This is a genomic window from Mesorhizobium sp. LSJC280B00 (genome assembly GCF_000502835.1).
Classification (GTDB): domain Bacteria; phylum Pseudomonadota; class Alphaproteobacteria; order Rhizobiales; family Rhizobiaceae; genus Mesorhizobium.
Window position 1 is genome coordinate 220,746 of the sequence record NZ_AYVL01000016.1, and the last position, 13,291, is coordinate 234,036.

12 protein-coding genes are annotated in these 13,291 nt (G+C 65.8%); 6 read left to right on the forward strand and 6 right to left on the reverse strand.

All coding sequences use genetic code 11. The features are described 5' to 3' along the window. Positions 1-95: 95 nt before the first annotated feature. From gnd to X773_RS61315, 5 genes are all read left to right on the forward strand, one after another. Entirely contained in the window at positions 96-1,112 is a 1,017-nt protein-coding gene (gene gnd, locus X773_RS61295; RefSeq protein WP_023678194.1) for a phosphogluconate dehydrogenase (NAD(+)-dependent, decarboxylating), read from the forward strand. A 22-nt stretch (positions 1,113-1,134) separates the two neighbouring features. Continuing rightward, complete coding sequence (zwf, locus tag X773_RS61300; RefSeq protein WP_023678195.1) at positions 1,135-2,511, forward strand: glucose-6-phosphate dehydrogenase; 1,377 nt, start codon at positions 1,135-1,137, stop codon at positions 2,509-2,511. Positions 2,512-2,530: 19 nt separating this feature from the next. After that, complete coding sequence (locus tag X773_RS61305; protein WP_023678196.1) at positions 2,531-3,235, forward strand: ROK family protein; 705 nt, start codon at positions 2,531-2,533, stop codon at positions 3,233-3,235. 164 nt (positions 3,236-3,399) lie between these two features. Beyond that, positions 3,400-3,864, forward strand: coding sequence for a MucR family transcriptional regulator (locus X773_RS61310; protein ID WP_023678197.1), 465 nt, complete (start codon positions 3,400-3,402; stop codon positions 3,862-3,864). Positions 3,865-4,321: 457 nt separating this feature from the next. Beyond that, on the forward strand, positions 4,322-5,563 hold the full coding sequence (locus X773_RS61315) for an MFS transporter (protein ID WP_023678198.1): 1,242 nt from the start codon (positions 4,322-4,324) through the stop codon (positions 5,561-5,563). On the opposite strand, the gene X773_RS61320 is transcribed toward X773_RS61315, so the two are convergent. The 6 genes from X773_RS61320 to hemC all read right to left on the reverse strand — a co-directional run bounded on the left by X773_RS61320 (position 5,564) and on the right by hemC (position 12,062). After that, positions 5,564-6,280, reverse strand: coding sequence for a glutamine amidotransferase (locus X773_RS61320; protein ID WP_023678199.1), 717 nt, complete (start codon positions 6,278-6,280; stop codon positions 5,564-5,566). It abuts the gene before it with no gap. Positions 6,281-6,298: 18 nt separating this feature from the next. Continuing rightward, positions 6,299-6,778, reverse strand: coding sequence for a TerB family tellurite resistance protein (locus tag X773_RS61325; protein WP_023678200.1), 480 nt, complete (start codon positions 6,776-6,778; stop codon positions 6,299-6,301). A 39-nt stretch (positions 6,779-6,817) separates the two neighbouring features. After that, positions 6,818-8,425, reverse strand: coding sequence for a heme biosynthesis protein HemY (locus X773_RS61330; protein WP_023678201.1), 1,608 nt, complete (start codon positions 8,423-8,425; stop codon positions 6,818-6,820). 8 nt (positions 8,426-8,433) lie between these two features. Beyond that, complete coding sequence (locus X773_RS61335; RefSeq protein ID WP_023678202.1) at positions 8,434-9,924, reverse strand: mitofilin family membrane protein; 1,491 nt, start codon at positions 9,922-9,924, stop codon at positions 8,434-8,436. 502 nt (positions 9,925-10,426) lie between these two features. Further along, a complete protein-coding gene (locus tag X773_RS61340; protein WP_023678203.1) occupies positions 10,427-11,134 on the reverse strand; it encodes a uroporphyrinogen-III synthase in 708 nt (235 codons plus the stop codon). 1 nt (position 11,135) lies between these two features. Beyond that, a complete protein-coding gene (gene hemC, locus X773_RS61345) occupies positions 11,136-12,062 on the reverse strand; it encodes a hydroxymethylbilane synthase (RefSeq protein ID WP_023678204.1) in 927 nt (308 codons plus the stop codon). Between the two features lie 101 nt (positions 12,063-12,163). On the opposite strand from hemC, the gene tsaD reads away from it, so the two are divergent. After that, a complete protein-coding gene (tsaD, locus tag X773_RS61350; RefSeq protein ID WP_031212083.1) occupies positions 12,164-13,249 on the forward strand; it encodes a tRNA (adenosine(37)-N6)-threonylcarbamoyltransferase complex transferase subunit TsaD in 1,086 nt (361 codons plus the stop codon). Positions 13,250-13,291 lie beyond the last annotated feature (42 nt).

The window sequence follows — 13,291 nt, forward strand, 5'->3', positions numbered from 1 at the left end:
GATCCCGCAAAGTGGAGACCGGTTTTCGGACAAGATCATGCTTCAATCACAGCGCCACTAGATCATCGATCCCTCAAGTAAGGCAGGACGAGACCATGCAGATAGGAATGATGGGACTGGGCCGGATGGGCGCCAACATGGTTCGGCGCCTGCTGCGTGATGGCCACGAATGCGTCGTCTACGATATTAACCCGGCGAGCGTCGCCGCGCTTGTGAGCGCCGGCGCGGTCGGAGCCGCCTCGATGGAGGAGTTCGTCGGCAAGCTGGCGAAGCCGCGCAGCGCCTGGCTGATGCTGCCGGCGGCGATCACCGGCAAGATCGTCGACCAGGTGGCTGCCCTGATGGAGCCGGGCGACATCATCATCGACGGCGGCAATTCCTATTATCACGAGGCCGTCGACCACGCCGCGCGCCTCGCCTTGAAAGGCTTGAGCTATGTCGATGTCGGCACCAGCGGCGGCGTCTGGGGCCTCGAGCGCGGCTACTGCCTGATGATCGGCGGCCCCGACAGCGCGGTCCAGCATCTCGATCCGGTCTTCGCAACGCTGGCGCCGGGCGCCGACGCCGCTTCGCCCGCCCCTGCCAAGGATGCCGGAACCGCTCCCTTCGGCTATCTCCACTGCGGACCAAGCGGCGCCGGCCATTTCGTCAAGATGGTCCATAACGGTATCGAATATGGCGTTATGGCCGCCTATGCCGAAGGCATGAACATCCTGAAGTCGGCGAATGCCGGCAAACGGCAGCGCACCGCCGATGCCGAAACCAGCCCGCTGGAAAACCCGCAATATTACCAGTTCGACATCGACATCGCTGAAGTGGCCGAGGTCTGGCGGCACGGCAGCGTCATCGGCTCGTGGCTGCTCGACCTGACGGCCGGCGTACTGAAGGCCGATTCGTCGTTGACGCAGTTCGGCGGGCGGGTCTCGGATTCCGGCGAAGGCCGCTGGACGCTGAAGGCGGCGATCGACACCGGCGTGCCGGCGCCGGTGCTGTCCTCGGCGCTGTTCGACAGGTTCTCCTCGCAAGGCGAATCCGAATTCGCCGACAAGCTTCTGTCCGCCATGCGCTATGCCTTTGGCGGCCATGTCGAAAAACCCAAGGCCGGCTCGTGACGGGCGACAGGGAGGCACGCCCATGAGCCAGGAACGATCGGACACGCTGGTGCTTTTCGGCGCCACCGGCGATCTCGCCCACAAGAAGATCTTCCCCGCCCTTTACGCCATGGTGGCCAAGGGAACGCTGAACGAGCCGGTGATCGGCGTCGCCTTCGACCCCTGGGACCTCGCCAAGCTGCAGGCGCGCGCCCGCGACGGCATCGTCAACGCCTTGGGCAGCATCGACGACAAGATCTTTGCCAGGCTTGCATCGCTGCTGCGCTATGTCAGCGGCGACTATCGGGCGCCTGCGACCTTCGAGAAGCTGAAGACCGCGCTCGGCAGCGCTGAGCGGCCGCTGCACTATCTGGCGGTGCCGCCGGCGATGTTCGAGGTGGTCGTCCAGGGGCTGGAGCAGTCGGGCGCCGCCCAGGGCGCGCGCCTGATGGTGGAAAAGCCGTTTGGCCACGATCTGCAATCGGCGCGCTGGCTGAACCGGGTGCTGCATCTGGTCTTCGACGAGAAGTCGATCTTCCGCATCGACCATTATCTCGGCAAGGAGGCGATCCAGAACCTGCTCTATTTCCGCTTCGCCAATTCCTTCCTCGAGCCGATCTGGAACCGCAATTACGTCGAGAGCGTGCAGATCACCATGGCCGAGGATTTCGGCGTCGAGGGCCGCGGCCGCTTCTATGACGAGGTCGGCTGCATTCGCGACGTCATCGAAAACCATCTGCTCAACATCCTCTTGCTGCTCGCCATGGAACCGCCGGTCGGCCGCTCGGCCGACGATCTCATCGACGAGAAGGTGCAGGTCCTGCGGGCGATCCGGACGCTGACCAGGGACGATGTGGTGCGCGGCCAGTTCGACGGCTATCTCAACGAGCCGGGCGTGGCGCCGAACTCGCCGGTCGAGACCTTCGCGGCGGTGCGCTTTTTCGTCGATACCTGGCGCTGGCAGGATGTGCCGTTCTTCATTCGCGCCGGCAAATCCCTGCCGGTGCACGCCACCGAGGTCATCGTGCGGCTGAAGCGGCCGCCGCTCGACGTCTTCGATCCGATCAAGCCCGGCGACTGCAATCACGTGCGCTTCCGCATCGATCCGCAGGTGGCGATCTCGATCGGCGCCCGGCGCAAGGCACCCGGCGATGACATGGTCGGTGAGCAGGTCGAGCTCACCGCGCTCGACGATTCGAAGGGCGACATGCCGCCTTACGAGCGGTTGATCGGCGACGCCATGAACGGCAACGGCCAGCTGTTCACCCGCCAGGACGCCAGCGAGCTCGCCAGGCGCATCGTCGGCCCGGTGCTCGGCGACACCACGCCGCCCCCTGTCTACGCGCCAAAGACGTGGGGGCCGGCCGAAGCCATGGCTGGATTCGGGCCGCCGAACGGCTGGATCAATCCAGCGAAATGATTTCTGGGAGGCGAAAGCGATGGCCAAGGCGGTGAAGCAACCGGCATCGGAGGAAGAAAAGATCGTGCTTGCGATCGATATCGGCGGCTCGCACGTCAAGATCCGCACCAGCGCCGGCGGCGACGAGCGCAAGACCGCTTCCGGACCGGAGCTTACGCCGCAGCAGATGATCGCGGCGGTGAAGACGCTCGCCGAAGGGCTGCACTACGATGTCGTCTCGATGGGCTATCCGGGCCCGGTGCACCACAACCGGCCGCTGACCGAACCCGCCAATCTCGGCAAGGGCTGGGTCGGCTGCGATTTCGCCGCCGAGTTCGGCAAACCGGTCAAGGTCGTTAACGATGCGCTCATGCAGGCCATCGGCAGTTATGAGGGCGGCCGCATGCTGTTCCTTGGCCTCGGCACCGGCCTGGGGGCCGCGATGATCGTTGATAACGTTGCCCAGCCGATGGAGCTTGCCCATCTTCCCTACAAGAAGCGCGGCAGTTTCGAAGACTATGTCGGCGAACGCGGCCTGCAAAAGCGCGGCAAGAAGAAATGGCGCAAACACGTCTTCGACGTGGTCGACCGGCTTCGCGCCGCCATGCAGCCGGATTACGTGGTCATCGGCGGCGGCAATGTCGACGAACTCACCGACTTGCCCGCCGATTGCAGACGCGGCGACAACACACGCGCCTTCGAGGGCGGATTTCGACTATGGCGCGACAAATCCCTGATTATTTGATATTGCTGATTGTCTGATATTATCGAGCACCGGCTCAGGGTTGTTAATCCCGCGCTGCCGTTAGTATTATTATTCAAAATAATGTGTGACGTGGTGCGGCGTCATTGCATTGCGCAGATTTGCCGACTAGGAATTTCTGCGACCCCCATGGACGGAGAGATAGATTGACCGACGACAACAACAACGCTCGCAAACACATCGACCTGCTCGAGCTGACCGCCCATATCGTCTCCGCATACGTCGAGAAGAACCGCTTGCCGGCTTCCGGCCTCGGCGATCTCATCGCCAGCGTCAGCGCTTCCATAGGCGGCCTCGGGCAACCGGCTGTGCCGGTCGCCGCGCCGCTGACGCCTGCCGTCAATCCCAAGAAATCGGTGACGCCGGACTACATCATCTGTCTCGAGGACGGCAAGAAGTTCAAATCCTTGAAGCGCCATATCGGCGTTCATTTCGGGCTGACGCCCGACGCCTATCGCGCCAAATGGGGCCTGCCGTCGGACTACCCGATGGTCGCCCCCAACTACGCAGCCTCGCGTTCGCAGCTGGCCAAGGCGATCGGCCTCGGCCGCAAAGCCCCCCCGCCCACGCCCGTCAAGGGCCGGGGCAGGAAGGCTAAGGCGACGGCCTAAAGCATCGTTCGAAGCCCTGCAAACGCAAGCCTCGAAGATTGGCGGGACAGCGCCCCCCTCTGTCCTGCCGGACATCTCCCCCTCAAGGGGGGAGATCAGCTGCCTCGCCGATGGCGCTACTCTTTAAACGTACAAATCTTTGAACGTACAAATTGCCTTCGAAGCCGGAGACTGGCGAAGGACGTCGCGACGTCCGATCTCCCCCTTTGAGGGGGAGATGTCCGGCAGGACAGAGGGGGGCGCGAAGGAACTCGACCTGCGCGCCAAATAACCCTCTCCATCTCCGCCGAGCGTGGTTGCCGCCTGCAATTGGTATGGCAGCCTGAAAAAAGCTGGAGCCAGGCCGGATTTTTGCGCGCGCCTCCGGCCGAACTGCGCTAAAGGCTCTTTTGGCCGGACCAGCGCCCATCGTGGAAGTGCCCCGCCGGCCGACATCGCCGCCACGGGGCCTTATTCCATGACCACAGAATCCCAAGTACCATCCGACCAGCGCTATGCCGCCTTTCGCCACCGGCCGTTCCTGAGCTACTGGGCGGCGCGCTTCCTCTCGACATTCTCCACCCAGATCGTGTCGGTCGCCGTCGGCTGGCAGATCTACGATCTCACCCGCGACCCGTTCGACCTCGGCCTTGTCGGCATCGTTCAGTTCCTGCCTTCGCTGCTGCTGGTGCTGGTCACCGGCGACGTTGCCGATCGTTTCGGGCGCCGGCTGATCATGGCGCTGGCGGTGCTGGTCGAGGCGGGCTGCGCCTTGGCCCTGCTGCTGCTGACGCTACGCGGCCTCTCCGGGCCGATGCCGGTCTTCATCGTGCTCGCCATGTTCGGCATCGCGCGCGCCTTCTTCGGGCCGGCCTCCTCATCGCTGTTCGCCAATCTGGTGCCGCCCGAGGATTTCGCCAACGCCATCGCCTGGAACTCGTCCGCCTGGCAGACGGCAACCATCGTCGGGCCGGTCGCCGGCGGCCTGCTCTACGGGCTTTCAGCCGAAGCCGCGTACACCACCGCCGCCGTGCTGATGCTGGTTGCCGCCGTGCTGATCTTCACCATCCCTAAGCCTGCCCAGCGCAGCCGGACCGACAGGCCGACGGTACAGACCCTGTTCGCCGGCTTCGGCTATATCTGGAGCGAAAAGATCGTGCTCGGCGCGATTTCGCTCGATCTGTTTGCGGTGCTCCTGTCCGGCGCCTCGGCGCTGCTGCCGGTCTACGCGCGCGATATCCTCGAACTCGGCCCATGGGGGCTCGGCCTGTTGCGCTCGGCGCCCGGCGTCGGCGCCATCTGCGTCGCCATCTGGCTGGCCGGACACCCGATCCGCAACCATGCCGGCCTTGTCATGCTCGGCTTCGTCGCGCTGTTCGGCGCGTTCACGGTTCTGTTCGGCCTCTCGACCATCACCTGGCTGTCGATTGCGGCCCTTGCGCTGCTCGGCGCCACCGACATGTTCAGCGTCTATATCCGCGAGACGCTGATCCAGCTGTGGACGCCGGACGACGTTCGCGGCCGCGTCAACGCTGTCAACCAGGTGTTTGTCGGCGCTTCCAATGAGCTCGGCGAATTCCGCGCCGGTACCATGGCGGCGTTGATCGGCACGGTTCCGGCCGTGGTGGTCGGGGGTGTCGGGGCGATCGCTGTTGCCGGCCTATGGGCGGTGCTGTTCCCGCAGCTGCGCAAGGTGCGTCATCTCAGGGGGCGAAACTGATTACCGCAGCGCCGGCTTGCCGAAAATCATCGGCAGGAACTCGCCGAGCCAGCGCTTGAGGTGGATGTCCCAGATCAGCCGGCCGCCGAGATGGTCGCGGCCGGGCTGCGCGCCGGGCAGTTCGAAGCGGTGCGCGCCGCGCACCACCCAGCGCTGCATCATCGCCCGGGTCAATTCGCCATGGAACTGAATGCCCCAGGCATTGTCGCCATAGCGGAAGGCCTGGTTGGGATAGGTTTCGGCCGTCGCCAAAAGCGTCGCGTCCTTCGGCAGCGAAAACCCTTCGCGATGGAACTGATAGACCATCTCCGGCCAATGCATCAGCCTGCTGCCCGCTTCGGTCGCCTTCAGCGGATACCAGCCGATTTCGACGAGGCCCTCGCCATGGCCCTCGACCCTGCCGCCAAGATGCTTGACCAGCATTTGCGCGCCGAGGCAGATGCCAAGCAGCGGCCGGTTCTCGTTGAGCGGAATTTTGAGCCAGTCGGTCTCGCGGCGGACGAACTCGTCGCCGTCATTGGCGCTCATCGGCCCGCCGAACACCACGGCGCCGGCATGGCCATCCAGCGTCTGCGGCAAGGCCTCGCCGAGCGGCGGTCGGCGGATGTCGAGGTCGAAGCCTTCCTCGATAAGCATATGGCCGACCCGTCCGGGGCTCGAATGCTCCTGATGCAGCACGATCAGGATCTTTGGTCTCGGACTTGGCTTGGGCGGCATTGGAAGGCGGGATCCTGTCTATTCGTCGCTTGAGGTTCCGGCGGCACCAGGAGCCGCGGCGGCCGCCTTGAGGCGCGCCTCGACACGGTCGCGACGTTCGACGCCGATCAGCTCGGCGACCCGCCACACGGTATTGTCCTCGAGCTCGTGCAGCTCGCCATCGGCATAGACGATCTCCCACATCAGGCCGATGAAGGCCTTTCGCGCCTCGGCGTCGAGATGGCGCTTGAGCACGCTGGTGAAAGCGTAGAGGTCGATCGCCTCATTGTCGGCCCGCTCGCCGGCAGCCGCCAATGCGTCGAGTTCGTCGCCGCTGATCGAGTAGCTTTCAGCCAGCACCTTCTTGAACCGTTCCCATTCGGTATCCTGTCGCACCCCGTCGGCGTTCATCACGTGGAAAAGCAGGGCGGACGCGGCAATGCGCGGATCGTCGGCGCTGGGGCTGGCGCCACCACCGGACGGCAGATCCCTTAGAAACGACAAAACGCGTTCGAACATCAAATCATTCCCAATAAGCCCGGGTCCACTTGACCCTGATCAGAACAAACGAAACCGGCGCGTCGATTTATCCGCCGCGTCGTCTGGATCGACGCCGGGGTCGTCGGGCAGCCGCGTCAGCTCCTGCGCCGGCTCGACGGCCTCGGCATCTTCCGGCACTTGGGCAAACGCCGCCGCGGTGATTGGTGTCACATGATCCTCGCCGGCACGGTCGTCCGTCTTCTCCTCGGTCGCTGTGCCCGGTGTCTCCGCCGTGTGCTCGATCGTCCCGGCTCTTTCCTGTACCGGCCTGGCTGGAGCCGCGATGGCCGGCACCGGCGCCTCCGGCGTATCCTCATGACCGTCGATCAACTGTCCGAGCCGCTCCATCGGCGCCCGCCATTCGAATGCGTCGAGCCTGCCGGTGATCGGCGATATCGGAGCCCAGCGCTCGGAGACGACGCCGTCGGCGACCCAAGCCGGGTCGCGCGGCGCTCTCACCGCTTTCGACAGCAACTGCCGCACCTTGCCCTGGTCGGCGGTTTCGGCCTCCTCGATATCGGCCAGCAGCAGATAAGCGCCTTCGCGGCGATCGATGCGGATGGCGGCTTCAGCCTCCCGGCGGGCGGTTGAAAACTCCTGCGCATCTAGCGCGGCGCGCGCCACGGCAAGCGAGGACTCGGCATGGTTCTTCTTCAGCTCCTGCAGCTTCTTTGCCCGGTTCAGCCGGTCGAGCACGGCATCGCCCGGCCTGGCATGGCTGTAGAGCTCGGCGATCTCCGGATGGGGCTCGGCCTTCCACGCCGCCTCGAGGATTTTCGAGCCTTTGCGCACGTCGTTCTGCCTAAACAGCAATTTCGCCGCGACGACCGCCGCCGGTGCAAAATCCGGCCGCAGCCGGTTGGCTTCGAGCGCCGCCGCCCTTGCGGCATTGGCATCGCTGTCGATCAGCGCCTGCGCCTTGGCGGTCAGCAGCACGGCGCGGCGCCGGTTGGCGGCGTCACGCTCGATCTGCCGGGTCGACTTCTGGGCGTCGACCAGTTTCAGCGCGCCATCCCAGTCGCCGCGTCCGGTCAGGTCTTCCAGCGTCGATTCGGCCGCCCAGGCCAGTTGCGGCGCCACCGCCGCGGCACGGCCGGCATAGTGGCGGGCTGCGTTGCGGTCGCCGAGCCGCTCGGCCTCGAGATAAAGTCCGCGCAGGCCGAGCAGCCGCATTTCGGGATCATCGAGCATGGTCTCGAACTTTTCGCGGGCGCCTTCATGGTCGCCTTCGAGCAGCGAGGCCTGCGCGTCGAGCAGCTGGATCAGTGGCTCCTGATCGGAGCGGATCAGCTTTGCCGCTTCCTTGGTCTTCTTGCGGGCGAGCGCGCCGTCACCGGCGCCGGCGGCGATCATCCCGGTCGACAGCGCCTGGTAGCCGCGGTCGCGGCGACGCACGCGGAAATAGCGCGAGATCGTATAGGGGCTGTTCCACAGCGCCTTGACCAGCCACCAGACGATCATCACCGCGGCAACCACGGCAACGACCGCCACCGCCGCGACCATCAGGCTGACCTGGTATTGATAGCCGTTGAAGGTGACGAGCATTTCGCCCGGCCGGTCGGCCAGCCAGGCGAAGCCGAGCCCGAGCGCAAAGACGACGGCAAGGAAGGCGAGGATGCGGATCATTGGGTTCCTCACGCCTTCATCGCGCCGGCGATGAGCGAATCGATCTGCGTCTCGACCTCCATCCGCGCTTTCAGCTTGCCGGCAAAGTCGGCGCCGGCGGCCTTGGCCGCCTCAGGCAGGGTTTCGTATTCGCTGAGCGCCTTGGCGTAGTCGCCCTGGTTGACCGCGACCTCCATGCGCGCGACGGTTTCCGGAACGCCGGTGCCTTCGACGGCGCCGATCGGCCTGACCTTGACCAGCGATTCGGCGCTGGACAGCAGCTTCTGCAGGATGCCGGCATTCTGGTCGATGGGCGTCGCGGCAGCGACCATCGCGTTGGCGGCGCCGTCCGCTTCGGCGGCGATCTCGGAGCGCATCGGGACGCCCTTTTCGGCATAGGTGCGCAACGTCGCGATCTCGGGCGCATCGGGTGAGATCGCGGCAAAGGTTTCGAGCTCGGCGCCGAACGGTGCACCACGGTCGAGCGCTGCCTTGAGCGCCGAAGCGGCAATGGCCAGTGCGATCTTCGGCTGCGAAGCCTGTGCATCGACCTTGCCCGAGATCTGTGAAACCGACTGTTCCAGGGCCGCAAGCCGGCTGTCCTGCGCCTTTGTCGTCTCGCCGGCCGATTTCACCAGCGCATCGAGCGCGGCCAGCCTTTCGTTGAGCGGGCCGAGATCGACCGGCGCCGTACCGCCGGCCTTGCCGAGGGCCGCAACCGCCGTCTCGATCTGCCTTACCTTGTCGCCAAGTGCTGCCAGGCCGGCATTGCCGCCGGCACCGCCTTGCTCGACGGCCGACTTCAACGTCGCAACGTCCGCCCTTACCTGATCCAGCGCCGACGACAGCCCGTCCACCTTGGCCGATGCGTCATTGTTGGCGCCGGCCTGTCTGAGGTCCGCGACCTCGCGTTTCAGCGAAACGATCTCACCATTGACCGCGTCGAGCGACACGCCGCCCGACCCCGGCGCACCGAGCAGGCCGGCAAATTGCAGCCCGCCGGCCGCGGCGAGGGCGATGACGCCGCCGATAATACCGGCGGCGATGCCGTTGATGCCGCTTCGCTTCGGCTGCGCTGCCATATGGTCGTCCCTCGTCTCAGCTGTCTTCTCGCCGGAACCTGGGATCCCCGGTTCGTTGGCCCCGGTTCCGCTGGATGCATCTTCGAAACTGTAGTCGGAAACCGTGGAGCGCCCGGCCGGCGCATCCGAACCGGCGGGATAAGGGGTTTCCGCTTCCCTGGCAGAATCGACGCCGGCATCCGCCGGCTCTTGCGTGCCGGCCGGCGCGGCTGCGTCGGCATGTTCCCATGGCTCGAGATCGGTCTGGTCCGCATGCACCGGCTCTTCAGGTGGCTCCGGCTGCGAGGCGTTCGCCGCTTCCTCGGCCCGCGCCTCGTCGGTCTGCGAGGTCACGGCATCCTGTTCGTCGGCGACTCGCGAGACGGCGCCAGGCTCAAGCTCGATGGTCACCGGCTCACGGCGGCTCTTGGAATGCCGCATCTTCGGCGTCTTGACCATGCTCGGGCTCCGCAAAATTCGCTTCGGGATGGTTTGAAGGGTCTAGCACATCACCAAGCGGTGAAAAGGGGCGGCGTGATGACGCCACGGCCTGGAGTTCAGTTTTGGCAAAACGCCGCAGGGCCGAATCCACGTTTCAAGCCAAGGCCCATGCTCGGCACACAAAAAACCCGCCTCGGCGGGCGGGTCGTTGGAGCCAATTAGCACCATAACTAGATTAGTAGCATAGCTGCCGGCACAAAGCAAGAACAAAATGTGCCCGAGCGCAGTCATCCACGTTGGCACTGCCCCTCATCACCCTGCCGGGCACTTCTCCCCGTATAGTGACGGGGAGAAGGGCTCTCACGAGTCCAGACGCTTCTTCTGCAACGCTGGAGGTTGGCGAAATCCTCGGCGAAGGCACCCTCTCCCCGTCACTATACGGGGAGACGATGCCGGCAGGCAGGTGAGGGGCGGCGCCAACCTTTGGAACAAGCTGGCACAGAGCAGCGGCGGATGCCGGTCAGCGCGACGCCTGCAAAAGTCCCAGCAGCGCGTCCTCGCTGGGCTCAGGCGCAATCCGGATCTCGGCGACATCGCCCAAGGCCGCGGCGATGCGCCCCGATAATCCGAAAAAGCGCGTTTTTTCAAAAACACCGCGCAGCACCGGCCGGCTAGCCAGGGCCTGCATAGCGGTGGCCGCCTTGGCCGAATAGAGCAGCACCGCCTCGACCGGCCGGGCGGACAGGCGCGCAAGAACGGCCTCATCGGAGTAATCCAGGACAACGGTGTCGTAGGTCTCGACGGCGCGGACCTGAACGCCCGACGCCAACAGCCCTTCCTCGAAGCCGGGAAATCGCACCCGCCCGCAGAGATAGACGATCGTCTGCCCCGCGTAACCGCCAGCAAGCGCATCGGCCAGCGCCTCGGCATTGCCCGGGCCTTCGCTGACCGACAGAAACCCGGCAGCGCGGGCGGCTTCCGCCGTCATCCTGCCGACGGCGTGGCACGGCAAGCCGGCGAACGCCGCGATGACCTCTTTCGGCGCATGGCGAACGGCATTGGCGCTGGTGACCGCGACCGCCGCGGCGTCAGCGAGCGCGCCGGCATCGACCGGCAGCGCCACGGTTCCGGTCAATGGCAGCAGGATCGGCTGAAAGCCGGCATCCGCAAGCCGGCGCCCCGTGCGCGACGCGCCTGGTTCGGGCCTCGTCACAAGGACGCGGAGCATGTCAGGTCCAGCCATCGAAGAATGTTTCGCCGGCCTTGGCCCGAACGGTCGCCGCGGCTTCCGCGCCAATGCGCGCCGCCTCCTGCGCCGGCCCTTGCAGCCTGACTTCATGCGACTGCGTGCCATCGGGCGAGATGATCAGCCCGGCAAAGGAAACCGTTCCGCCCGATATCGTCGCATGTCCGGCGATCGGCGTGCGGCAGGACCCGTCGAGCGCCGCCAGGAAGGCGCGCTCGCAGGCCAGCGCCTCGCCGGTCGGCCCGTCGTGGATCGCTGCCAGCATCTGTTCCACGTCGCGGTCTCCGATGCGGCTTTCGATGCAGATCGCGCCTTGCCCCGGCGCCGGCGGAAAGACCTCGAGCGGCATCAGGTCGGTGACGACGTCTTCGAGCCCGAGCCGCTTCAGCCCGGCATAGGCGAGGATGGTGCCGTCGGCGATGCCGTCGTCGAGCTTGCGCAGCCGCGTCTGCACATTGCCGCGAAACATCACCACTTCGACGTCCGGCCGCATCCGCCGGATCAGCGCCTGGCGCCGCAGCGACGACGAACCGATCCTGGCGCCTTGCGGCAGGCCGGCAATCGTTCGCGCCGCCTTGCCGATGAAGGCATCGCGCGCGTCCTCGCGCGGCAGGAACGCGGACAGTTCCAGCCCCTCGGGCAACAGCGTCGGCATGTCCTTCGACGAATGCACGGCGATGTCGATGCGGCGCGCCAGCAGCGCCTCCTCGATCTCCTTGGTGAACAGGCCCTTGCCGCCGGCTTCCGACAGCGGTCGGTCCTGGATGCGGTCGCCGCTGGTCGAGATGACGACCACCTCGAAAGCTTCCGCCGGCATGCCATGCGCCGCCATCAGTCGCGCCTGCGTTTCATGCGCCTGCGCCAGCGCCAGCGGGCTGCCGCGTGTTCCGATTTTCAAGGTTGTTTGCATGACGCGCCGTCCGTGATAACCCCCGGCAGGTTTTCGGGTTTTCTCCTATCGGGGAAAGGCCGACAGTACAATCTGTACGATTTTTGGACAGCGACGAATTGATCCGCGTTCTGGGCATCGAGACGAGTTGCGACGAGACCGCCGCCAGCGTGGTGACGCTGGACGGTCGCAGCACGCCGCAAATCCTGTCGAACATCGTGCTCAGCCAGATCGAGGAGCATGCTGCTTTCGGCGGCGTCGTGCCGGAGATCGCCGCGCGCGCCCATGTCGAGGCGCTCGACGGCATCATCGAGGCAGCGCTCGCCGATTCCGGCGTCGACCTCGCCGACATCGATGCGATTGCCGCCACCGCCGGTCCCGGTCTTGTCGGCGGGCTGATCGTCGGCCTGATGACGGCAAAAGCAATCGCCGCGGCAGCCAAAAAACCGCTGATCGCCATCAACCATCTCGAAGGCCACGCGCTGACGGCCAGATTGACCGATGGGCTCGACTTTCCCTACCTCTTGCTGCTGGTCTCCGGCGGCCATACCCAGATCGTCGCCGTACGCGGCGTCGGCGACTACCAGCGCTGGGCGACGACGATCGATGACGCGCTTGGCGAGGCCTTCGACAAGACGGCCAAGATGCTCGGCCTGCCCTATCCGGGCGGACCGAATGTCGAGAAGGCGGCGGCAAATGGCGATGCGGCCCGTTTTGCCTTTCCGCGCCCGATGAAGGGCTCGGTGCAGCCCGATTTTTCCTTCTCCGGCCTCAAGACCGCGGTCCGCCAGGCAGCCACCGCGATCGCCCCGCTGAGCGACCAGGATGTTGCCGATATCTGCGCCTCGTTCCAGGCGGCGGTGGCGGATGCGCTGGGCGACCGTGTTGCGCGGGCGCTGACCCGGTTCCGTCAGCAATTCCCGGACAAGGCCGAGCCTGCATTGGTTGTCGCCGGCGGCGTGGCCGCCAATCGGACCATCAAGGCGACATTGCAGGGCCTGTGCGAGCAGGCCGGGTTCAGCTTCGTCGCGCCGCCGCTCAACCTCTGCACCGACAATGCGGCGATGATCGCCTGGGCCGGCATCGAGCGCTTGCGCGCCGGCATATCAGGTGAAAACGCCGCCGATTTCGTGCCGCGCTCGCGCTGGCCGCTGGACAGCGTCTCGGCCCCGATGGTCGGCTCGGGCCGGCGTGGGGCCAAGGCATGACCGGCAGCGGGCACAAGGCGCCAAGCGGCTGGCGCGTCGCCG